The sequence below is a fragment of the Kitasatospora kazusensis genome, assembly GCF_039529945.1.
In the GTDB taxonomy this organism is placed as follows: domain Bacteria; phylum Actinomycetota; class Actinomycetes; order Streptomycetales; family Streptomycetaceae; genus Kitasatospora; species Kitasatospora kazusensis.
In genome coordinates, this window is sequence record NZ_BAAANT010000036.1 from 53,304 (window position 1) to 75,321 (window position 22,018).

General features: G+C 71.3%; 19 protein-coding genes, 1 tRNA gene and 3 pseudogenes. 11 read left to right on the forward strand and 12 right to left on the reverse strand.

Annotated elements, in window-relative coordinates; translation table 11 throughout:
* Positions 1 to 42: 42 nt before the first annotated feature.
* Positions 43 to 1,824 (forward strand): FtsW/RodA/SpoVE family cell cycle protein, encoded by a 1,782-nt coding sequence (locus ABD330_RS24975; protein ID WP_344468227.1) that lies wholly within the window; start codon positions 43 to 45, stop codon positions 1,822 to 1,824.
* A gap of 61 nt (positions 1,825 to 1,885) precedes the next feature.
* On the opposite strand, the gene lpdA is transcribed toward ABD330_RS24975, so the two are convergent.
* Positions 1,886 to 3,286, reverse strand: coding sequence for a dihydrolipoyl dehydrogenase (gene lpdA, locus ABD330_RS24980; RefSeq protein ID WP_344468228.1), 1,401 nt, complete (start codon positions 3,284 to 3,286; stop codon positions 1,886 to 1,888).
* Positions 3,287 to 3,595: 309 nt separating this feature from the next.
* Between lpdA and ABD330_RS24985 the strand changes: the two genes are divergently transcribed.
* Entirely contained in the window at positions 3,596 to 4,885 is a 1,290-nt protein-coding gene (locus tag ABD330_RS24985) for a VanZ family protein (protein WP_344468229.1), read from the forward strand.
* Between the two features lie 141 nt (positions 4,886 to 5,026).
* Here the strand turns inward: ABD330_RS24985 and ABD330_RS24990 are convergent, their stop codons facing one another.
* Together ABD330_RS24990 and cyaB are read right to left on the reverse strand one after the other, a co-directional pair.
* Positions 5,027 to 5,374 carry a hypothetical protein gene (locus ABD330_RS24990; protein ID WP_344468230.1) on the reverse strand — a complete coding sequence of 116 codons (348 nt, stop codon included), beginning with the start codon at positions 5,372 to 5,374 and terminating at the stop codon, positions 5,027 to 5,029.
* Positions 5,375 to 5,765: 391 nt separating this feature from the next.
* Positions 5,766 to 6,323, reverse strand: coding sequence for a class IV adenylate cyclase (cyaB, locus tag ABD330_RS24995; protein WP_344468231.1), 558 nt, complete (start codon positions 6,321 to 6,323; stop codon positions 5,766 to 5,768).
* A gap of 27 nt (positions 6,324 to 6,350) precedes the next feature.
* On the opposite strand from cyaB, the pseudogene ABD330_RS25000 reads away from it, so the two are divergent.
* The 4 genes and pseudogenes from ABD330_RS25000 to ABD330_RS25015 form a co-directional block, all read left to right on the forward strand.
* A pseudogene (locus ABD330_RS25000) lies at positions 6,351 to 6,530 on the forward strand (type II toxin-antitoxin system RelE/ParE family toxin); the annotation flags it as partial.
* A gap of 48 nt (positions 6,531 to 6,578) precedes the next feature.
* The gene (locus ABD330_RS25005) at positions 6,579 to 6,983 is read left to right on the forward strand and encodes an XRE family transcriptional regulator (protein WP_344468232.1); all 405 of its coding nucleotides are present in this window, start codon (positions 6,579 to 6,581) and stop codon (positions 6,981 to 6,983) included.
* Positions 6,980 to 7,480 (forward strand): GNAT family N-acetyltransferase, encoded by a 501-nt coding sequence (locus tag ABD330_RS25010; protein ID WP_344468233.1) that lies wholly within the window; start codon positions 6,980 to 6,982, stop codon positions 7,478 to 7,480. The genes ABD330_RS25005 and ABD330_RS25010 overlap by 4 nt, the downstream gene beginning before the upstream one ends.
* A gap of 262 nt (positions 7,481 to 7,742) precedes the next feature.
* Positions 7,743 to 8,537: a hypothetical protein gene (locus tag ABD330_RS25015; RefSeq protein WP_344468234.1), complete on the forward strand. Its 795-nt coding sequence runs from the start codon at positions 7,743 to 7,745 to the stop codon at positions 8,535 to 8,537.
* A gap of 52 nt (positions 8,538 to 8,589) precedes the next feature.
* Here ABD330_RS25015 and ABD330_RS25020 read toward each other — a convergent pair whose 3' ends face one another.
* The 5 genes and pseudogenes from ABD330_RS25020 to ABD330_RS25040 all read right to left on the reverse strand — a co-directional run bounded on the left by ABD330_RS25020 (position 8,590) and on the right by ABD330_RS25040 (position 10,779).
* A complete protein-coding gene (locus ABD330_RS25020) occupies positions 8,590 to 8,778 on the reverse strand; it encodes a hypothetical protein (RefSeq protein WP_344468235.1) in 189 nt (62 codons plus the stop codon).
* A 34-nt stretch (positions 8,779 to 8,812) separates the two neighbouring features.
* A complete protein-coding gene (locus ABD330_RS25025; RefSeq protein ID WP_344468236.1) occupies positions 8,813 to 9,523 on the reverse strand; it encodes a transposase family protein in 711 nt (236 codons plus the stop codon).
* 78 nt (positions 9,524 to 9,601) lie between these two features.
* Positions 9,602 to 10,321: pseudogene (locus tag ABD330_RS25030) on the reverse strand (transposase); the annotation flags it as partial.
* Between the two features lie 75 nt (positions 10,322 to 10,396).
* Positions 10,397 to 10,615 (reverse strand): annotated as a pseudogene (locus ABD330_RS25035) (NUDIX domain-containing protein); the annotation flags it as partial.
* Positions 10,616 to 10,704: 89 nt separating this feature from the next.
* Positions 10,705 to 10,779 (reverse strand) — tRNA-Val (locus tag ABD330_RS25040).
* 67 nt (positions 10,780 to 10,846) lie between these two features.
* Here ABD330_RS25040 and ABD330_RS25045 point away from each other — a divergent pair.
* The 3 genes from ABD330_RS25045 (at position 10,847) to ABD330_RS25055 (ending at position 13,056) form a co-directional block, all read left to right on the forward strand.
* Positions 10,847 to 12,211, forward strand: a complete 1,365-nt coding sequence (locus ABD330_RS25045; protein ID WP_425555631.1) for a coiled-coil domain-containing protein — start codon at positions 10,847 to 10,849, stop codon at positions 12,209 to 12,211.
* 85 nt (positions 12,212 to 12,296) lie between these two features.
* Positions 12,297 to 12,812: a DUF4442 domain-containing protein gene (locus tag ABD330_RS25050; protein ID WP_344468238.1), complete on the forward strand. Its 516-nt coding sequence runs from the start codon at positions 12,297 to 12,299 to the stop codon at positions 12,810 to 12,812.
* 25 nt (positions 12,813 to 12,837) lie between these two features.
* A complete protein-coding gene (locus ABD330_RS25055; RefSeq protein ID WP_344468239.1) occupies positions 12,838 to 13,056 on the forward strand; it encodes an FmdB family zinc ribbon protein in 219 nt (72 codons plus the stop codon).
* Positions 13,057 to 13,111: 55 nt separating this feature from the next.
* On the opposite strand, the gene ABD330_RS25060 is transcribed toward ABD330_RS25055, so the two are convergent.
* From ABD330_RS25060 to ABD330_RS25070, 3 genes are all read right to left on the reverse strand, one after another.
* Entirely contained in the window at positions 13,112 to 14,035 is a 924-nt protein-coding gene (locus ABD330_RS25060) for an HAD family hydrolase (protein WP_344468240.1), read from the reverse strand.
* Entirely contained in the window at positions 14,035 to 16,611 is a 2,577-nt protein-coding gene (locus ABD330_RS25065) for a phosphoribosyltransferase (RefSeq protein ID WP_344468241.1), read from the reverse strand. Before ABD330_RS25065 ends, ABD330_RS25060 begins: the two co-directional genes overlap by 1 nt.
* Before the next feature lie 164 nt (positions 16,612 to 16,775).
* The gene (locus ABD330_RS25070) at positions 16,776 to 17,945 is read right to left on the reverse strand and encodes an HpcH/HpaI aldolase/citrate lyase family protein (RefSeq protein WP_344468242.1); all 1,170 of its coding nucleotides are present in this window, start codon (positions 17,943 to 17,945) and stop codon (positions 16,776 to 16,778) included.
* A gap of 467 nt (positions 17,946 to 18,412) precedes the next feature.
* Between ABD330_RS25070 and ABD330_RS25075 the strand changes: the two genes are divergently transcribed.
* Positions 18,413 to 19,504 (forward strand): TerD family protein, encoded by a 1,092-nt coding sequence (locus ABD330_RS25075; protein WP_344468243.1) that lies wholly within the window; start codon positions 18,413 to 18,415, stop codon positions 19,502 to 19,504.
* An 82-nt stretch (positions 19,505 to 19,586) separates the two neighbouring features.
* Here ABD330_RS25075 and ABD330_RS25080 read toward each other — a convergent pair whose 3' ends face one another.
* Entirely contained in the window at positions 19,587 to 20,330 is a 744-nt protein-coding gene (locus ABD330_RS25080; RefSeq protein ID WP_344468244.1) for a TerD family protein, read from the reverse strand.
* A gap of 452 nt (positions 20,331 to 20,782) precedes the next feature.
* On the opposite strand from ABD330_RS25080, the gene ABD330_RS25085 reads away from it, so the two are divergent.
* Positions 20,783 to 21,850, forward strand: coding sequence for a DUF2637 domain-containing protein (locus ABD330_RS25085; RefSeq protein WP_344468245.1), 1,068 nt, complete (start codon positions 20,783 to 20,785; stop codon positions 21,848 to 21,850).
* Positions 21,851 to 22,018 lie beyond the last annotated feature (168 nt).

Sequence of the window (22,018 nt, forward strand, 5' to 3'; positions counted from 1 at the left end):
GGGCGCCGGCGTTCCGGGAATCACCGCAACATCGAACTGCTCATGATCGCTTTTGCCGTGGCGATCTGCCTGGGCGGCTGGGTGAGCGCCGAGCTGGCGATGAACGACAAGCTCCCCAAGAACCTGGCCGAGTACGGCGGCGGTCTGGCCGCCCTCGCCCTCGTCGCGCACCTCGTGGTGCGGCGGTTCGCCCGGTACTCGGATCCGCTGATCCTGCCGATCGCGGTGCTGCTGAGCGGCTTCGGCCTGGTGCTCCAGCACCGGCTCGACGAGTCGTACGCCGTCGTGCACGGCGGCAAGGGCGACTACCAGAAGCTGCCGTCCGCCCCCGGCCAGGTGATGTGGCTCTTCATCGCCGTCGCGGTGGCGATCGGACTGATCATCGCCGTCAAGCACCACCGGTTCTTCCAGCGGTACGTCTACGTCCTGATGGTCGGCGCGCTGGTCCTGCTGGCCGCACCGGTGTTCTCCCCCAGCGACAGCTTCGGCGCCAAGCGCTGGATCAAGCTCCCCGGGCTGCCCTCCTTCGAACCGGACGAGTTCGTCAAACTGGCGATCACCATCTTCTTCGCCGGCTACCTGATGGCCAGCCGGGACGCGCTCGCGCTGGCCGGCCGCAAGGTCTGGGGGATGAGCCTGCCGCGCGGGCGCAACGCCGGACCGGTGCTGGCGATCTGGGTGGTCAGCCTGCTGGTGCTGATCTTCGAACGTGACCTCGGCACCTCGCTGATCTTCTTCGGCGTCTTCGTCGTGATGCTCTACGTCGCGACCGAACGCACCAGCTGGGTGGTCTTCGGCCTGCTGATGGCGGTCGGCGGCGCGGGGGTCGTCGGCACCCTGGAGCCGCACGTGCACGGCCGCGTGGTGGCCTGGCTGCACCCGCTGGACGCGTACGTCTACGGACCCGACGGCAAGCCCAAGGTGCCGTCCGACCAGGCGGCGCAGGCGCTGTTCAGCTTCGGCAGCGGACACCTGCTCGGCACCGGCCTCGGCGAGGGCCGGCCCTGGCTGATCAACTTCGCCGGGCGCAGCGACTTCATCTTCACCACCGTCGGCGAGGAACTCGGCCTGGCCGGTGTCACCGTCGTCCTGCTGGTCTACACCCTGCTGATCCAGCGCGGCCTGCGGACGGCGGTCGCCCTGAGCGACCCGTTCGGCAAGCTGCTCGCCTCCGGCCTCTCGGCGGCCGTCGCGCTCCAGGTCTTCGTGGTGGTCGGCGGCGTGACGGGCCTGATCCCGCTGACCGGCAAGGCGCTGCCCTTCCTGGCGGCCGGCGGGTCCTCACTGGTGGCGAACTGGCTGCTCATCGCGCTGCTGATCAAGCTGAGCGACGCGGCCGGACGCACCGCGCTCGAACCGGCCCCGGAGTCGACCGACGAGCCCGTGGCCTTGGCTGCGCCCAGGACCGGCACCGCCGGGAGCGGCACCGCCGGAACGGGCACCCTCGGGACCGGCACCGCCGGGAGCGGAACGTCCGGCAGCGGGACCTTCGGGACGGGCCGGCCCGTCCCCGACCACACCGTCCAACTCGGCGGCAACGCGAGGCCGCCCGGCCACGCGGCTCCGGCGACGGGGCCCGACGCGGCTCCGTTCGGCAGCACCGGGCAGACGCAGTTCGGGGGCGGCGCTCAGCCGCAGTTCGGCGGCGGCGACTCGCCGCGGTTCGACGGCGCCGGTGCACCCCCGTTCGGCAGCCCGACCACCTCGGGCGGCACGCACGGCTCCGGCGGCACGCACGGCTCCGGCGGCACGCACGGCGGCGGCCCGGCCGGGTTCGACCAGCCGAGCTTCGGCCAGCCCGGCTTCGGGAACGCGACCGGCTGAGCGACGGCGCGGCAACCCTGCGGGACGGCCCCGACCGGTAGCGGTCGGGGCCGTCCTCCGTTCACATGTTGATCATGTGCCCGGCCAGGCCGTGGAGCGCCTCCTTGACCGCCTCGCCCAGCGTGGGGTGCGCGTGCACGTTGCGGGCCAGCTCGGTCACGGTCAGGTCCCACTGCTGGGCGAGCGTCAGCTCGGGCAGCAGCTCGGTGACCTCCGGGCCGATCAGGTGGGCGCCGAGCAGTTCGCCGTGGGCCGCGTCGCTGAGGATCTTGACGAAGCCGACGGTGTCCCCGAGACCGTGCGCCTTGCCGTTGGCCGTGAACGGGAACTTCGCCACCTGGACGTCGAAGCCCTGGCTCCTCGCCTGCGCCTCCGTCCAGCCGAAACTGGCGATCTGCGGCTGGCTGTAGGTGGCGCGCGGGATCATCACGTAGTCCAGCTCCATCGTCTCCGCACCGGCGATGGTCTCGGCCGCGATCACCCCCATCGCCTCGGCCGCGTGCGCCAGCATCAGCTTGGCGGTCACGTCGCCGATCGCGAAGATGTGCGGCGCCGAGGTCCGGCACCGCCCGTCGACCTCGACGGCGCCGCGCTCGGTCAGCCGCACCCCGGTGGTCTCCAGGCCGTAGCCCGCGACGCGCGGCTGGAAGCCGATCGCCTGCAGCACCTTGTCCGCCACCAGGACGCGCTGCTCCCCGCCGCCGGAGACGGTGACCCGGACCTGCTCGCCGGACTCGTCGATCGACTCCACCCGGGTGGAGGTCAGCACCTCGATCCCGAGCCGCCGGTACCGCTTGAGCAGTTCGGCCGAGACCTCCTCGTCCTCCAGCGGCGCCATCCGGTCCAGGAACTCGACGATCGTCACCTTCACGCCGTAGTTGTGCAGCACGTACGCGAACTCGATGCCGATCGCGCCGGCCCCGGCGATGACGATGCTGCCGGGCAGCTCGTCGGAGAGGATCTGCTCCTCGTACGTGACCACCTTGCTGCTCAGCGAGGTCCCGGGCAGCAGCTTCGGCGTGGCGCCGGTCGCCAGGATGCAGCTGCCGAAGGTCACCGCCCGGGTGCTGCCGTCGGCGGCCGTCACCTGGAGGGTGTTGGCGTCGACGAAGGTCCCGCGGCCCTCCAACTGGGTGATCCCGTTCTTCTTCATCAGGTAGTGGACGCCCTTGACCCGGCCGTCCGCGACCCGGCGGCTGCGCTGGAACGCCTCGCGGTAGTCGAAGGTGATGCTGCCCTCGACCTGGATGCCGTAGGTCTTGGTCTCGTGGGTCAGCAGGTGGGCCAGCTCGGCGTTGCGCAGCAGCGCCTTCGACGGGATGCAGCCGACGTTCAGGCAGACGCCGCCCCAGTACCGCTCCTCCACGATCCCTACGCTGAGGCCGAGTTGGGCGCTGCGGATCGCGGCCACGTACCCGCCGGGGCCCGCACCGAGGACTACGACGTCGAAATGTGTGCTCATGGTTCGCCTTCGCCTTGTTGATGGCCCGCGCGCCGGTCCGGCCCTCACGAGCCGCACCGGCGTCCTGGCTTTCAAGATCCATTCTCTGACGCGGCGGCGGCAGGGGTAAGGCGATTCTCCGCCGACCCCGTCGGAGGTTCTTCCGGCCCCAGCCTTCCAGCCCGGGGAACGCGGCGCCCGCCGGGGGCGAGTTCGGGACTCCGCCGGATCCGCGCCCGCCGGACGTGGAAGTCTTCAGACGAGCCCGCCCGGCCCTGCCGAGGCGCGGGCCCGTTCCACGTTCCACCTGCTTCGTCAGAAAGGATCCTGATGATCCGTGCGATCCTGCGGGCGCACTCAGGTCTGATACCGGCCGGCCTCCTGGCAGCGCTGCTGCTCGGCTCGGCGGCCTGGTGGCTGGCTTCCCGCCGGGGGCACGCCCGGCTGTCGGCGGTGCTGTTCGGGGTGTCCCTGGCGGCGGAACTGACGGCGACGTTCTACCCCGTCGCGCCCGGGTCGGCCACCTCCCCCGTCTGCTCGTACAGCAAGGACGTCCTGGGCGCCTTCGCCGATCAGCAGGGGCTGATGAACCTGGCCCTCTACCTGCCGACGGCCCTCTTCGGCACGCTCCTGGCGGGCCGGTCGCTGCTGGTACTGGCCGGCTGCTGGCTGCTCTCCGCGACCACCGAGACGGCCCAGGCCCTGCTGCCCGAGATCGGCCGGGCCTGCGACTCCCAGGACGTCGTCACCAACGCGGCCGGAGCGCTGCTGGGGGTGGGGCTGGCCACGGCCTGGCGCGGCTTACGCGGCTCGCTCGCGGCGCCGAGCCCCCGGGAGGTGTTCTGGAGCAGCATGCCGCTGTCCGCCGGGGCGGTCGCCCTGTTCTTCGTCCAGCTCTCGACCGTGAGCCCGCAGTGGGCCGACGGCGGGTTGACCACGCTCGGCGCCTCGCAGAAGCGCGCCCTCGCCGTCAAGGACGCACACCTGGTCTTCGGCCCGGAGGCCGAGATCGTCAACGTGCAGGACGAGGCCGCACTGGGCCAGACACCCGAACTGCTGATCGTCACCACCAGAACGGGCCAGCTAGACATCGAGTGGCCGTCCGGCCAGCTCTACGGCTCCGGCGCCACCGCACCGGGCCTGCCGCCCGCCGGCGGCTCGGACGCCGAGGCCCGCACCGCCGCCGACAGCTTCGCCCGCCAGTGGTACGCCCAGTCCCTGGCCGCCAGCACCACCGAACAGGTCCGCAAGGTCGATCCGACGAAGGGCCGGCGCACCGTCGAGTACCGCCGCTACCGCTCGGACGGCCTGCTGGAACCCCTCCGCCTGGACATCGAGGTCGACCCGGGCGGCCGGATCGCGGCCTTCCGCTCCCGTACCGTGCCCGACCCGCCGCTCGCCCCCGTCACCGTCCCCCGCGAGACGGCCGTCACCACCGCCACCCACGCCCACCCCGGCACCCCCCGCAGCACCTTCCTGCTCGCCGCCCAGGTGGGCCGCGACTGGCGCCCCTGCTGGGCCGTCACCATCACCCCGCCGAACGCCCCCACCACCCCACCCGTCTCCTACGAGGTCGACGCCGCGACCGGCGCCCTCCTCCCGGGCCTCGCCACGCGCTAGCCGCCCGAGAACGGGAGAGCCTCAGGAGAGCCTGCGGACGGCGACAGGGGAGCGCCCCTGCCGGTGAGCCGAATGCAGACGCGAGGAAGGCGCCCACCCGTCGTCGGGTGAGCGCCTTCCTCGTTCCACGGTCGCCCGGCGTCAGACGGCCGGCGGCAGCGTGGCCTGGCTCTCCGCGGCCTTCTGCTGGGCCGGCCGAGTCGCGTTCGCCTTGCTGCGGGCGACCGTCGAGCGGACGAAGTGGAAGACCATCACCACGGGAAGGATGAACGCCTTGAAGAAGAGGATGTAGCTGCCACCGTCGAAGACGAAGCCGAGGTAGAAGCCGTAACCGATGAAACCGACGCCGGCCACGGCGTTGAAGATTCGCCAACCCGCGCTCATCCCACCAAAGTTGACGGCGCCGATGGCGACCATGGCGACGCCGCTGACGAACAGCAGAACGACGTACCAGGAGAAGAGGGGATCGGCACTGAAGTCAAGGTTCACAAATATTCCCAAGTAAAGATCAGATAAGCATTCGGTGAGGCGATCGCACACAGTACTGGATCGCACCAGCCCACGTCTCCACACTTTCCGACGGGGATCACTACATGCGCTTTCGACCCGTTTTGACGTGCCGTCCACACGGCGCTGGCTGCCCCCAGCCGCGGGACGAGGTCGGCGGGCGGGGCTCTCGCCGTTGCTCGGCCGGCCGAGGGGAGCGCCCCGAAAACACGAACGGCCCCCGAGGAGACGGGGGCCGTTGGCTGAAGCACCGCCCCCTGTCGGGCCTTCGGGCCGGGCAGGGGGCGGCTTCGCCATGTCCGGGATCAGCGCTGCGGCGGCTGTCCCAGGTAGGTCTTTGGGTGCTGAGCCCGGCGATGCGAACTCAGCGAACTCAGCGAACCGCGGCCACCGCGTCGGTGTACTGCTCCGTCGTCAGGTCATCCATCTCGATCCCCAGAGCCTCCAGAGCCGAGCGCACGACGGCAAGCGCCGCGGGCAGGTCGTCCTCAGCCGACGCGAGGGTCTCCACCTCCACGAACGTCCCGTCGATCTCCGGCACTCGTACGAGCGTCGCCAGCAGATCCCGGCCGGACCGCTGGAAGCTGTAGTTCCTGCACCGCTTCTCGAAGGCGATCCGCGGGACGAAACCCAGACCCCGCACGATCTCGTGCGCGGCGGCGGCATCATCGACCCTGGTCTCGGCCTCGGGCTTCGACCCCGACACCTCATCCACCCGGGCGCCCTTGTACGTCAACACCGTACGGGCGTCGTCTGCGCTGTGGACGGTCCGGATCCTCAGCTCGCGATCGCCGCCCATCAGCCGGCCGGCAGGGTCGTCGTAGTACGTGTCCTGGTAGACCTCGGGGCGTCCCGGCCCGTATGCCTCCTCCAGTGCCTGCATCACCCCCTCGGGGTCGCGCACGCGGGCCTTCAGCTCGGCCTCGATCACGGGCCTCTCCTCTCGTCAGATCACGCGCTCGCCCTCAGGCCCGGCTCGGCCGGCGCCAGCGAAGTGCGGCTCCTGTTCATCTTCGACCCAAGCCGCCGAGCAGTCGGACTTGTCGCTGGCGACAAGTCCGGCAACTGGACAGGCTGGTACAGGGAAGCCATTCCCCTCGCTGAGAAGCGCTATCGGATCCACTTGGCCCCGGAGTGAGCCCGGACCGTCCGCCGACCAAGACCAGAAGAGCCAAGGGAGAACGTGATGAGCACCAACTGGCGTGACCTGCGCGCTGAACTTATCGAGCCGGACGACGAGGACTCAGTCGATACGCACCGCGGACGCATGCTCGCTGAGGTTCGCGCCCATCGCCTTGCGGAGGCGCGCAAGCGGCGTCACCTCACGCAACAGGCGATGGCCGAGGGGATGGGTATCACGCAGTCCCGAGTCAGTGCCATCGAGCGCGGTGGGCTGAGTCGAACTGAACTCAGCACCTTGGAGTCCTACGTCGCCGCTCTGGGCGGGAAGCTGGAGATCGTGGCCGACTTCGGCGACGAGAAGATCATCCTTGGCCAGTGCCCTGACCGCATAGGTCCACCGGTTCGGCACGAAGATCGGACGGTATCCCGTTGCTGTTGCTCCGTCGGTACGGCAGGGTCTGCGCCATGATTGAACTGCGCACTTTGGAATCAGACGACTGGCCGATCTGGCGGGAACTGCGGCAGGCAGCCCTGGCGGAGGCTCCCTACGCGTTCGGGTCGACGCTTGCCCAGTGGCAGGGAGCCGGTGATCGCGAAGACCGCTGGCGTGCCCGTCTGGAAGTTCCCGGCGCACACAATGTCGTTGCGGTAGTTGATGGTTGTCCTGCGGGGATGGCCAGCGGTGTTCCGGTCGAGCATGCAGAGGACAGCGTTGAGCTGATCTCGATGTGGGTCAGTCCCGCAGCCCGGGGCAGAGGGGTCGGCGACTGCCTGATCCGGGAGGTTGCACGGTGGGCTGCGGAGCGAGGTACCAAGTCTCTGCGTCTGTCCGTGATGCCGGACAACATCAGGGCAGCTGCTCTCTACGAGCGCCACGGGTTCACGGACACCGGTGTGCCGGGTGACCTTCTGCCTGATGGCACGGGCAGGGAAAAGGTCATGGCCAAGAGCCTGACGGACAGCTAGGCAGATCACCGGCCCGCTTGGTCGTGCAACCACGGCGAGCGGGCGTCCGCCCCAGCGGATGCCCTTCTCGCTGCGGATGCGGATGCGGATGCGAGCGCGTTCGCGGCGTTGGGCTTCCAGGCAGGGCCCCGGCAAAGTCATGGCGTGTCTGTTTTGCAGGCCTTCGCTGGCTTTGGTGTGGCCATCAGCGATCGGCGTGGCTCTGCGCTCACCCGGTCGGCGTATCCTGATCCGCTCGTAGTCGGTTGATCATGGAGGATGCATGTCGAAATTCAGAGTGACGGTATGTCTTCCTTCAGCTGCCGTGGGTGATCCCGTCACCGCGATCGCGGCTGCGATGCGCCCCTTCGACATGAACATCGACCCCATCACAGGGGATGACGGCTTCAACCCGCAGGGCGAGTGGGACTGGTACCGCCTGTCGAGCTACGACAATCTGGTCGTGCGCCCCGAGTACGTCGGCGATGCGCGCCTGCTCCACGAGCCCGTCCCGCCGAATGGCGAGTCACGTCCGCAAGGATCATTGCGCTGTGACGGGGGGCCGCGCGGCCTCCTCGACCTGGAGGGCATGCGTGCGATCAGCGCTGCGGATGCAAGCGCGACCTGGGCAGTGTGGGGCCGCTTCTCCGCCGAGTATCCGCCGGCCGAGCCTCTGTCCGCGTTCCTCAGCCGCTGCGGCGCGATCTCCGACGTCCCCTCCGCTGACCTGGACCGGGCCAAGCGCGAGCACCTGGCCCAACCCCTGGTGCAAGCCCTTGCCCAGTACGCGGTCACGGCGGGGGACGAGCACTACCCGAACAGTCTCGTGATGCAGGACCCTGTCGCCCTGTTCGCCTGTGGCGAGCACGATTACGTGGAACGCGCGGCTGCTCTGGCTGTGCCCACCTTCGCGCTGCTGACCCTCGATGGGCAATGGACCGATTCCTGGAATGCGGGCCCGCTGGGCCAGTTCCGGCCGGGCGAGTCCGAGGCTGCGGCGTACTGGCGCCTTGCCGACACCTACCTGCGGAACCTGCCCGGGGACGCGCTGATCGCCCAACTCCTCTGCCATTGCTGAGTGGTTGTGCTGCCGGGAAGGCATTCCGAGCGGATGGCGACCGCGTTTGCGGTCATGTGATCCCGAGGACGGCGAGGGGTCGGTGAGCGTTGCGGGCGTTGTGTCGTAGGCCAGCGGCGATGTTGGTGGTGCCGGCGAGGCGGAGGGCGCCGATGGCGAGGTTGCGCCAGGTGGCCATGGCGCGGGGTGCGTTGCCGGTCCGTAGTTGCGAGGCGTCCTCGGCGAAGGTGGTGTCCCTCACGTGGTGCAGGGATTCGACTGACAGTGGCCGCGGATCAGTGCCGCGAGTTGGGCGGGGGCGCCTGTTCCGCGGTCAGGTCGGTGACCGCATAGACGGTGTGCAGGGTGACCTTCCCGGATTTGCGGTGCACGCGGCGGCGTTTGAGCCGGATGGCCTGGCGGGCTCCGGGAAAGTGGAGGTTGTTCACGGTGCAGACCTTGATGTGGCGGATCTCGCTGCGGCCGTGGCCGGTTGTGCGGGTGCGGTCCTGCAGCGGGACTACCTTCCAGAGAAGGGCTTTGAGCTGCTTGCGGAGCTTCTTCTGGTTCCCTTTCGCGATCACGATGTAGTGCACCGAGCGTCCGATCAGGTAGACGGCGTGCTCGCGCTGGGTGTGGAGTGCGTCGCTGGTGATCACCGCGTCGGCGAGGCCTGCGACGGTCTCCAGGAGCGGTTGGAAGCAGGTGATTTCATTTGTCTTCTCGCCGACGTCGAGTTGGGCCAGGATCCGTCGCAGGGTTGCCTCGTCCGATACCGGGTGACGTGCGGTCAGTACGTCGAGGGTTCCGCCGAGGGCGGCCGGAACGGCCTGCGGGGCGTCGTTGGCCCACTCGCTGATCGCCAGGAGCGAGGTCGCACCGGTCAGCACGGCCGACGCGGCGAGCGCGAGGACGAAGACAAGAGCGTGTCGTATCCCGCGCGCAGCTCGCGGATCGGGAACCTCGCCCAGACGTTCCAGCAGGCCAGGAGGCTCGTCTGGCTCCACGGGCGGTTGGTCGTGGAGCTGGTCAAGAGCAGCAGGAATCAGGGAGGATGCAGATGCAGGCACGGTCTTCCAGCAAGGTCACGGGGCGTAGAGACCTCCATGATCTTGGAAACCGTGCCTGTTCTGCATCGCGGACCAGCACATCCGGCGTAGATCACTACGAACCGGACGAAGCATCACTTTGCCGAGGCCTTGGGCTTCCAGGACATCGGGGTGGCGGGCGTTGGCGTTGCGCCGGCGCAGGCAGGCGTGCGGCGCGCAGGTCCGGACCGGGTGGTTGGGGTGGTTCGAGTTCGCGAGGGTGAACTGCCTCAGCGGTCCGAAGCGCGCCTCGACCGGGTTGGCCCAGGAGGCATTGGTCGGGGTGAAGCAGAAGTGGACGTTGTTGTTCTTCGCCCAGCGGCGGATCTTCTTGCCGTTGTGGGCGGACAGGTTGTCGAGGATTACGTAGACCCGGGAGCCGTCCGGGCGGGCCGCCCGGATCGACTTGAGCGCGGCCAGGGTCTTCACGGTGCCCTTGCGGCGGCGGTTGACTCCCCACAGCGTGTCGTCGCCGATCGAGTAGAAGCCGTGGAAGTAGGTGACGCCGTGGGTGCGGTGGTAGGTCACGGGTAGGCGGTCAGGCCGTCCCTGCCCGGACCAACCACCGCCCGCGGTGGGACGGATGCCGAGCGGTCCGAACTCGTCGAACGCGAACGTCCGGTCGGGGAAGCGTGCCAGGATGTGCTCGATGCGGTCGAGTCTGGCGTCCCGCATCAGGTCGGTGGACTCCTTCCATGTCTTGATGCGCTGGAAGGTGCGGACTCCACCCATGCTCACACCATCAGGTGACAGTAGAACCAGTCAAATAGTCACGAACCGCCCTCTCGGATCATCAAGGTCCGCTGGGTCCACCCAGCGGACCTCCTTCGATTCCTCGCTCGTACGAACTGCACCGCCGACAGGGCGGGCTCGGAAGCCGATCGAGAACTGCCGGCGAACCTCGCCGTCGTCGTACGCCATGACGTGGCCGGGATCGGTGCACAGCCCGGAGATCGCAGTGACCTCAACATCGATGCCGGTCTCCTCGCGGACCTCACGGACCTCGGTCTCCACAACGGCCCGGCTGCTCAAGCGCCGCCACTGATGTCACCCTGAGATGTCAAATGCCCCGGACCATGATCGGTCCGGGGCATTTCGGCTGGTGGGCGCGGACGGTTTCGAACCGCCGACATCCGCTTTGTAAGAGCGGCGCTCTACCACTGAGCTACGCACCCCCGTCACGGCGTGCCGGGAGACCCGGCGGCGTATGACGAGAGGCAAGACTACCTGGTCCGGCGGGGGATGTGGTGCAGGTTCGGGATCGGTGAGGCAGGTGGGGTGCCGGGGGGACGGGGGGATCGGCGAGAATGGGCGTGGATCGGGCGTGTGTGGCTGAGCAGGGAGCGTGGCGTGAGGGTGGCCGGCGGCGGTGGCGGGCGGGGCGGCTGGTGGCGGCAGCGGAGTGAGGGGCAGCGCGCGGGGGCCAAGGCGGCGCGGGATGCGGCGCAGGAGGCGTTCTACGAGCTGGACTCGACCCAGCGGGACGTGCAGCTCGCGGTGGAGACGGTGCGGGCCGCCGAGGACAGCGGCGCCGCCCGGCAGGCCCTGAACGACTTCCAGGACATCTCCGCCCGGATCGACCAGGTGACGGTGGCCTATCTGGCCGCGCTGGACGCCAGCGACCTGGACGCCCCCGAGCTCGACCCGGCGGTCGCCTCGCGGGCGCAGCAACAGTTGGAGCAGGCCCGGCGCGAGCTGGCGGCGAAGCAGACCGAGCTGACCAACTTCCTCCAGCGGCTCCAGCCGCTGCTGCAGCACGCCGAGGCCCAGCTGATCCGGGTCACCCCGGCCGTGGAGAAGGCGAAGCGGGCGCTGCTGGGTGCGACGGCCGCGCTGGACGCCGTCCGGGCCGCCGGGCTGACGGCGGACGACCTGGCGGCCCGGCTCGCCCAGCTCGCGCCGGAGCTCGGCCGGTTGAACGAGGGCGCGGCCAGGCACGGCGTCGCCGGGACGCTCCAGCGGGCCGAGGACGTGGCGCAGCGGGCCGACGCCGTCCGGAGTGCGGCGGAGCAGCTGCCGGAGCGGGCCCGGGAGATCGACCGCCGGCTCGCCAGTCTGCGGACCAGGATCCAGGCCCTGGAGACGAAGGCCGGGACGGTCGAGCCCGCGCTGAGCGAGCTGCGCCGCCGGTTCAGCGCCGCGTGCTGGCAGGACCTCCAGCGGGTGCCGGCCCAGACCGCCGAGGCGGTGCGGACGGCGCGGCAGCAGCTGACCGAGGCGGCCCGGGCGCGCGACGAGCAGCGCTGGCCGGACGCCACCACGGCGATCGGCACCGTCCGGGCGCTGCTGGAGACCGCCGACGGCTCGGTGGCGGCGGTGTCGGAGCGGCTGAGGCAGCTGAACGAGGTCGAGCACGACCCGCACCAGGAGATCGAGCGGGCCCGGTTCGCCGTGCGGGACGCCCAGCGGCTGGCGATGGCCGGCCGCCAGGCGCCGGATCCGCGCCACGCCGCCCCGCTGGACGAGGCGGTGGCCCGCCTCGACCGCGCGGTCGCCTCGCTCGACGCGGCGGGACGGCACCCGGACTACTGGCACTTCCTCACCGAGCTGGCGGCCGTCCGCGAGAGCGCGGCGCAGGTGGTGGCGATGATCCGGGGCACCCACTGACAGCACGGCGGCCGTCCTCGCAGGCGGCCGCCGCAGTGATCCGGATCACGTTACTCGTAAGTAACCACCTTGCTAGAGTCGCCTCATGGCAGCACGCAAGCGCGCGATGAGCGCCTCCACCTTCCGGCGCGGGATCAACATCTGGCCGCCGTTCCTGTTCGCGGGGATCCGCGTCCTGGCCATCGCGGCGGACTTCCGGTCGGCGAAGGTCCGGCTGCGGCTCGGGCGCCTCAACCGCAACTACGTCGGCACCCACTTCGGCGGGTCGCTGTTCGCGATGACCGACCCGTTCTGGATGCTCCTGGTGATGGAGAACCTCGGACGGGGATACGTCGTCTGGGACAGCGCCGCCGAGATCGAGTTCGTGTCGCCCGGGCGCGGCGACGTCTTCGCCGAGTTCGTCCTCACCGAGGAGCGGCTCGACGAGATCCGGGAGCTGACCCGGGACGGCCAGAAGGCCCTGGTCTGGTTCGAAACCGAGGTCCTGGCCGACGACGGCACGATCGTCGCCCGGGTGCGCAAGCAGGTGTACATCCGGGAGAAGCGGCCGAAGCAGCCCCTGCCGGACCAGCCGCAGCGCGAGCGGCAGCCTGCGCTCTGAGCCGCCGGCTGGGTACGCTGCCGTCATGCCTCGCTACGACTTCCGCTGCCGCTCCTGCGGCGCCACCTTCGAACTCCGCCGCGCCATGGCCCAGGCCAACGACCCGGCCGTCTGCCCCGACGGGCACCCGGACACCGTCAAGCTGCTCTCCACCGTCGCCGTGACCGGTGGCTCCTCCGCCGCGTCGGCGCCGCAGTCCGCCGGCGGGGGCGGGGGCTGCTGCGGCGGCGGGTGCTGCGGCTGACCCGCCCGCCGCAACCCCCGCATCGCCGCGCGCACCGGCCGTCCGGGCGCAGGCCTCAGGCCCGCGCCCGGACGCCGGCGCCGACATCGGATCCGGCGCCGGTGTCTGCGTCGGCCCGCACCCGTGCGAGCATCTGCCGGAGGATCTCCTCCCCCGCCGCCACCCCCGCCACGGTCAGCGCGGTGACCCCGGGAGCGGTCCAGCCGGTGTCAGCGAGTTCGCCGTGGCCGGGGCGCCAGCCCTGGTCACCGGCGAGCAGCAGCCCGGCGTCGAGGAGCGAGTCCCCCGCCGAGAGCACCGTCACCGCACCGGCACCGCCGTCGGCCCCGCCGAGGTCGCCGACCCGCCGCACCACCTCCGCGAGCGCGGCGCTCTTGCTGAGCGGCGCGGGCACGGCGTACACCTTGCGGCCCTGCAAGGAGACCGTCCAGCCGCGCTCGGCGCACCACCCGGTGAGGTCCTCGATCCACCCGGCGGGCAACTGCGCGCGCTCGACCACCAGGTAGGCGAAGAGCTTGTCGGCCACCCGCCGCTTGTGCGTCCACTCGGGGTCGGCCACCACGGCGAGGTGCTCGACCACCTCCGCCAGCGGCGCGGACCCGGCGGCCAGCGCGGACCGCACCTGGCCCTGCCAGTCCTGGTCCGGCACGCCGGACACCAGCAACTCCCCGCCGTTGGCGCAGATGGCGTACGGGGGGATCCAAGTCGGCGTCGGGCCGGGCAGGTTGACCCGCTCGTACTGCTTTCTGGTCCGGGTGGTGACCGGGACAAAGACCGCCGACCCGGCCAGCCGGACGAGGAGTCCGGCGGCCTGCTCGGTCATGAAGGAGAGCGGCTTGCCCTCGTACGTCTCGACCGACAGCAGCCGGGGTGCCAGCCGGTCCGGGACGTCCAGGGCGAGCGCGCGGTTGGAGTAGATCAGCGTACGGTCGAGGTCGCTGGCGACGAGGAACCGGGCCGGGCCGGCCGGAGCGGACATCAGTTGGCCTCCGTAGCAACTGCCGTACCGTCGACGCCAGTTGCTCCTCGACTGTACCGGGGGTGGATCAGGCCGACGCAGGAGTACGGGAGGTCGTCGACCTCCTCCACCGGGACTCCGCGCTGGGCCGCCAGCAGCCGGATGTGGTCCAGATCGGCCCCGGCGCCCCGGCGGGCGAGGACCCGCCAGGGGACGCGGCGGAGCATCACCCTGGTGGTCTCGCCGACCCCGGGCTTGACCAGGTTGACGCTGTCGATCCCGTACTCGGCGCTGATCCGCTCGACGGCGGCCCAGCCGGCCCAGCTCGGGGTACGGTCCTGGCCCGCCAGCTGCCCGGCGGCCGCCTCGGCCTCGGCCCGGACGGCACCGAAGTGTCCGGCGACGGCGCTCAGGAAGGCCTCGGAGACGTCCGCGCGGGCAAGGTCGCGGTAGTACTTCGCGCCGTGGAAGTCGCCCGGGCCGATCAGGTCGGCTCGCAGGACTGTACGTGAAACCAGCCCGGAGACGGTGGAGTTGAGGCAGGCCGACGGGATCAGGAAGTCGTCCCGGGTCCCGTAGGTGCGCACACAGCCGCCCGGATCGGCGAGCACCGCGAGCTCCGGGTCGAACGGTGTGCCCGCCAGCGCCTCGGCCAGCTCGCGGGTGATCGCGCCCTTGCCCGTCCAGCCGTCGACGAACACCACCCCGGCCGGATCGTGCTGCTCGGCGAGATACCGCAGCGCGACCGGGTCGATACCCCGGCCTCGGACGATCGAGACCGCGTAGTGCGGGGTGTCCAGCCCGTGCGCGAAGGCGAGCCAGCGGCGGATCAGCACCCCGACCGGGGTACCGGCCCGCGCCAGCGAGGCGAGCACCAGGCCGCCCCCCGGAACGGCCGGGCGGGCGAGTGCTCCGGCGCCGCGCTCACGCAGCAGCGTCTCGGCGACCGTGCCGACCGCCAGCGCCATCCGGCGGGCCGAGGCGGTCAGGGCCTGGCGGAACAGCTCCTGGTACTCGGGGCTCGGCTGGTACTCCACCGGCAGTGACTCGGCGTAGTGCGCGCCGCCGGACTGGACGGCCTCCTCCCGCTCCTCGGTCGGCGCCTCCAGAGCGACTTCGGACAGGTCGGTGAGCAGCCAGCGGACGTCCTCGGCGGCGTAGGAGGAGAACGCGGGCCCGGTCAGCGGCTGCGGCAGGGGCAGCGGCTGCGGCTGCGGCTGCGGCGCGGGCCGCGAGGCGCCAGGGCGGTACGACGGGAGCACGGCGAGCACCACCCGGTCCGTCACACGGCGCAGTTGGTGCAGCAGTGCCTGCTCGCCCCGGTGCAGGGCCGGGGTGTCGCCCGGTTCGTCCACCACCAGGACGATGGCGTCGAAGCGGCGGGCCGGGTCCTCCCCCGGCGCCACGTTGTAGGCGTAGCGCTCGGTCGAGCCGCCGTCTCCGGGGTTGTCGTGGGCCGGGAAGGCCAGCCGGGTACGGATCGCGTAGCCGGGGTGGTCGACGGCCAGGACGGGCGAGCGGGTGGTGGTGGAGAAGCTGACCCGCTCCTCTCCCAGCAGCTCGGCCAGCGCACCGGCGAGCCGCAGCGGCAGGTACATCAACTCCTCGAAGCCGAGCACCAGCACCCGCCGACCGTCCGCCGCCAAAACTCCCGACGGGTCCGTCCCCGGGCCGGTCACCGGGCCGGCCGCCGGGCCGGGCAGCAGCCCCGCCACCTCGGCGGCCAGCCCGGGGAGGAAGGCTTCGAGCCGGGCCCGGTGTTCGGGGGTGAAGCCGTGCCGGCCGCCGTCCGGCAGGTCGGCGGGCCAAGTGGTCACGGCGCGCAGCACCGGCGCGAGCGGCCCGTCGGGCAACGCGGGGGCGGCCGGTGCGGCGGCCAGCAGCTCGCGGGCCCGCTCCAGGATGTCGGGGGGCAGCTCGACTCCACCGGTCTCGGCGGCCACCAGGTCCACCCGGACGCCGAGTTCGGACGCGGCGGCGGCCAGCCGGTCCCGGTCCGCCGCCGTCCGCAGGTCGACCAGGGCGACCACCACGTAGCGGGCGCGCGGATGGCCGGCGTGCAGGGCGCGGATGGTGTTGAGCACGGTGGTGCCGGTGGAGAACTCGTCGTCGACCAGGACCAGCGGCCCGTCACCGGCGAGGAACCCCGGGTCGGCGGGGAGCAGCAGGTGCGAGGTCGCGTGCGAGTGCTCCTCCTCGAAGCCCCCGACCGGCGCGACCCCGGCGACCGCCCGGCGGGTCGAGTGCAGGTACGGCGCGCCGAGGCCGTCGGCGACACTGTGCCCGAGGGCCGTCGCGGTCTCCGCGTAGCCGAGCACGACCGCCCGCGCCGAAGCCGCCGGGCCGAGCAGCTCGGCCACCCGGCGCCCGAGCGCCAGCCCGACCCCGTGGATCACCGACGGGCGCTGCGGCACGTGCTTGCCCAGCACCTGGGAGACCAGCAGATGGGCGCGTTTCTCGTTGCGGCGCACCGCGAGCCCGAGCAACTCGGGGAGCGCGGCCGAGCCGGTGAGCCTGACGCCGAGCCGGTCGGTGACCCACTGACCGGTCCAGGGGGCGGCGGGCGGTCCGGGGTGCTGCGGTATCGCGGTTGTCACTGCTGTCCCAACTCCTGCTTCGGTACGTTCGGTCCTGGTGCGCCGCCTGGTGCGCCGCGCGCGCCGGGTCGGCCCGGCCGGCCCGGCGGCCTCCGACGGCGGCTGCGGCTGCAAAGGCCCCGGCGGTCGCTGCGGCTGGTCCGGCGACGGCGGCCCGGCCGCGTTCACCCGCACAGGCAGGCTCCCAACAGCTCCACGAAGCTCACGTCCTCGCGCGCGACGCCGAACACCTCGGCCCGCAGCAGCAGCCGCTCGGCCCAAGTCCGGTGCGGCTTGGCCTCGTTCATCTTGTTGGTGTACGCCGAGCGGGAGACCCCGCCATGGCTGCGGCTCAGGATGTCGCGCGCGTCGCAGTACTCCTCGTGCGTGACCACGGAGAGCGCGTGCACCGCCGGCACATGGCTCGGATGGATGCAGGTCTTGCCCAACAGGCCGTTGGCCCGGTCGAGTTCGAGCTCGCGGATCAGCCCGTCCAGGTCGTGCTCGATGATCCGGCGGCGGACCCCCTCGGCCGGCGGCCCCGCCTCGGCGAAGGGCGTGCGGCGCAGTTGCGGCTTGAACATCCGCTCCTGGACGGGGAAGTACTCCCAGACCGGCCCGGTGACGGTGTGGCCGCTGCCGTCGGCCCGGCCCAGCACGTTCACCACGTCGCCGATCACCCCGGCGACCAGTGCCACGTCGTACGCCGTCAGATCGGGCGAACGGCGCAGCCCGTACGCGGAGCACAGGTCGGTGACGCCCAGCCGGACGGCCAGGATCCGCTCCCGGTACTCCTCCAACAGGCTTGATATTCCGAAGAGTTGCTCGCGCCGGGTCTCCAGGTGGGCCAGCTCGGGGGATTCCAGTACGGGCATCGCGAACAGCCGATGCCCGCAGTCGGCCTCGGCTGCCGCGAGCGCGGCCAGGAAGGCGCCGCCGCTCTGCGCGGTGAACTTGGGCAGCACGTAGCCGGTGAGCAGCTCGGCGGCCGGGCCGAGCCGCCGGGTGAGGTCGGTGATCTGCTCGGGGGTGCGGACCCGGACGAAGAGCAGCGGCGGCTCCGCCGCATCCGGGGACCCGGCCAGCGCACGCAACTGTTCGACGAGGTTGGTCTCACCGCCCAGCACCTCGTGGTCGGCGATCGCGTCCTCCAGGCAGAGCACCATCGAGACCACCCCCCGGGCGGCCTGCTTGCGGATGTCCGCCAGCAGGGTGGTCCGGGTGGCCGGGCTGTAGAGCGTGCCGCCGAGCGCGGCCGAGAGGACGGCGGCATCGCTCTTCCGGTCGAAAGCGGTCGGCTGCACCAGGAAGAGGCGGTTGCGGACGTCGTCGGCTAGGTGGCCGAAATGGCGCAAGATGCTCTCCCCGGGGGTGGTTCTGAAGGCGGCGATTCACCGGCAGACGATTTCACTGTCACTGGATAGACGGACGGCCCACTCCGAACGTTCGCCCATTTCGGGATGTCTCCGGCCGGATCGGTGGAAGTGGGGCGCCCTACTGGTGCCTCGTCCCGAGATCGGGAACCCGGGAGACCCCGGGAGAACCGGAGCGGGAAGCCGAGGAAGAAGCCCGGGGCCGGGCCAAGGGGAAAACTCAGACCTGCAACGGTAATCGTACGGATGGATGCGGCCATGGCGCACCACGAAACATCGAATTCTCGGAAGATTACCGTCCGCTTCACAGGACTCACGCCCACGGACCGTCCGGCTCACGCCTTGTGGCCGGCCGACCACTCGGCCGACGGATTCGGGGAGCCCGGATACCGCACGACGGCTGCGCCCGCATTGTCCCCGGGGGTGGCGAACAGGCAGGATGGTGCGCTATGACGCACGTGATGGCCAAAGGCGCCAACATCTCGCTGACCGCCGCCGCCGTGCGCGCCGTGCTGCGCTGGAACACCACGCCCGGCTCACCGGACGTGGACGTCTCCGCGCTGCTGGTCGGACCGGGCGGCAAGGTCGGGTCGGACGCCGACTTCGTGTTCTACAACCAGCCCCGGCACCCCTCCGGTCTCGTCCGGCACCTGCCCAAGCAGCAGCCGGCGGGCACCGGGGGCGAAGTGTCCGACCTGGTGGAGGTCGATCTCGCCAAGCTGCCGCCCGAGGTGCACCGGGTCGTCCTGGCGGCGTCGGCGGAGGAGGGCTCCTTCCAGGCGGTCTCCGGATTGCGGATGCTGCTGCACGACACCGGCGCCGGCACGACCACGACGGCGCGGGCGGACTGCGGCGCGCCGGTCGCCGAGTTCACCGTCCCGGACCCGGGCGAGGTCAGCGCGCTGGTGGTCGCCGAGCTCTACCGGCGGGACGGGGCCTGGAAGTTCCGGGCGATCGGTCAGGGGTACGCGAGTGGGCTGAGCGGACTGGCCACCGACTTCGGCATCGCGGTGGACGACGAGGACGCCCCGGACCAGGGCCCGAGCCCCGCCGACGCCCCACCCCCGGTTCCGCAGCCAGCACCCCAAGCGGCACCACAGCCGGCTCCGCAGCCCGTCCGGTACCCCGCCACCACCCTGCCCGACCCGCGCGACGAACCGGACACGTACACGCTGGCGCCCGCCGCGCCGACGCCCGGTACGTACACGCCGGCACCCGCCGCGCAAGCGCCCGGCGCGTACACGCTGGCACCCGCCGTACCGATGCCCAGTACGCCGCCCCCGCCTCCGCCGCTCCCCCCGCAGCAGCCCGGCTACACCTACCCGCAGACCCCGGTGACCGCCGCCTACGGCTACCCCCAGCCGCAGCAACCCACCTACGGCTACCCGGCCCAGCAGCCCCAGCCCGGCTACGGCTACCCGCCGCCACCACCCCAGCCCCCGCTCCACCAGCAGCCCTACCAGGCACAGCAGCCGCAGTACCAGGAACAGCCGCCCCTGGTACTCCCGCTCCAGGGCCCGCAGTTCCAGCCGCCACGCTGAGCCGGGCAGAGCGGATGCCGGACGGCAGGGCGGGTGCCGGACGGCGCCGCAGGCGTCCCCGCCCCGGGCACGGGCCGGTGTCCTACTCCGAGCCCGGCCCGGACGGCGTCTTGTAGCCGCGCTGCCACTGCATCCCGAAGCCGTACAGCCGGTCCAGGTCGGACTGGAAGCCGTGCACGTACCGCACCTCCCGGCGGACCGTCAGCTGCCCGTCGCCGGTGTTCTCGATCAGCACCACCGCGCACGAACGGGCCGCCGCCGCCCGCTCGTCCAGCTGGATCTCCAACCGCGGCCCGCTCTGCGGCACGATGGTGACGGTCGCGCTGGTCCGGTCGAAGGCGGGCGTGTCGTCGTAGATGTAGACGAAGATCAGCAGCCGCTTGAACTGGTCCTTCTTCTCCAGGTTGATGTACATCGTCTCGCCGGAGGGCGCTCCGTACACGTCGTCACCGCTGAGCTTGATGTACGGCGGCCGCTGCAGGTCCCCGAAGAACTTGCCGAGCGGCTGCACCACGCCCCGGGTGCCGTCGGTGAGTTCGTACATGCAGGCCAGGTCGAGGTCGACGTTGACCTGCTGCCCCTGGTACGCGTCCGGCTCCATCGGCCGCAGGATGCGCGGGTCGAACAGCTTGCGCAGCGCGCTGCCCGCCGACCGCTCGGAGCTCCGGGTCTTCCAGTGCAGGTTGACGTACAGGTAGCCGGTGGTGGCGGCCTGGCCGGTGATCGCGTGCTGCGGCTGCGACTTGGTCAGCGTGATCTTGTGCTGACCGCCGGAGTCGAAGGTGTTCCGGTCCCCTCCTCGCAGGAACTCCCAGACCGAGACCATCGTGTCCTCCCCAAGCCGTCCTGCCCGTACGGCCGACGCCCCATGATCCGTCGGCCGTACACCCATCGTGCCCGGGAACGGGCCTCCAAGACCATAGGACCCGCCACGGCGTTGCCGCCGGCCGGCAACCTCCGAGGCTCCGTCAGGTGCCGCCGTTACCCGAGTGGCAGACCGGTAGTCACCTCCCGTACGATGCGGTTCCCCCGGACGCGATATCGTCTAGCCGCACAGGTGTACTTTCCGTCCTGGACGGGTACGCCCGGCGCCCCGGTGGCGGCAACGCACCGTCAGGCCCGGCGCATCCGCGGGAAGCGGTCCCCTGTGCCGCACAGCGATCACCCCCCTGCCCGTTCCACGGTGCCGCGGTGGACGGCGGTGGCGCCCCTCGGCGCAGCCGGCCTCCGGCGCCGCTGCCCTTCCCCGAACTGCGGAAAGCCGAGGCCCAACCCGCAATGAACCTCTCCTCCATACAGCTGACCTGGACGATCGTCGGTGGCGCGCTGCTGCTGCTGGTCGCCGTCCTGTTGGCGACCCTGCGCGTCAAGAGCACCAAGGCCGAAGAGGGCGGTGACTCCTGGGAGCGCACCGAGGAGCGCCGCCGCCGCAAGGAGATGGTCTACGGGATCGCCTCCTACGTGCTGCTGTTCTGCTGCGCGGGCGTGGCGGCCGCGCTCTCCTTCCACGGCCTGGTCGGCTTCGGCATGGAGAACCTCGGCCTCTCCGGCGGCTGGGAGTACCTCGTCCCGTTCGGCCTGGACGGCGCCGCGATGTTCTGCTCGGTGCTCGCGGTGCGCGAGGCCAGCCACGGTGACGCCGCCCTCGGCTCACGACTGCTGGTCTGGGTCTTCGCGGTCGCCTCGGCCTGGTTCAACTGGGTGCACGCGCCGCGCGGCGGCGGCCACGACGGCGCCCCGCAGTTCTTCTCCGGCATGTCCATCTCGGCCGCGATCCTCTTCGACCGCGCGCTCAAGCAGACCCGCCGGGCCGCCCTGCGCGAGCAGGGCCTGATCCCCCGTCCGCTGCCGCAGATCCGCATCGTCCGCTGGATCCGCGCGCCGCGCGAGACCTTCGCCGCCTGGTCGCTGATGCTGCTGGAGAACGTCCGCAGCCTGGACGAGGCCGTCGAGGAGGTCCGCGAGGACCGCCAGGCCAAGCTGGACGCGAAGCTGCGCGCCCGCAACGCCGACCGCCGCGAGCGCGCCGAGCTGAAGGCCATCTCCCGCCAGGGCGGCATGCTCTCCCGGGCCCGGAGCGGCCGCCAGGTGCCCGCACTCACCGCAGCCGGTGCCGGAGACGGCCCCGCTTCGGAGCCTGCCCTAGCCGAGGATCCGATGGCCAAGGTCGGCCCCTCTGCGCTCGAACCCGCGGCACTGAACGCCGGCCGCCGCCCCCGCGCGGCGGTCAGCAGCTACAGCAGCATCGACCTGACCTCGGACGACGACACCCTGGCGATGCCGAAGCTGGACTCGCTGGATTCGCTGGAGCGCAAGCTCGCAGCCATCGAGAAGCAGCTCGGCTGACCTGCCGGAGCCTGGCGGGTACCCACCCGCGAGGCTCCGGCGGGTACGCGAACGGCCCCCGCACACCAGCTGGCGGATTCTTGGGGTCCTCGCAACACCTGATGATCTATGTGGTCGTCAGTAGATCACGCAGGCGCTCGGCTGGAGTTCTCCAGCCGAGCGTTTTGC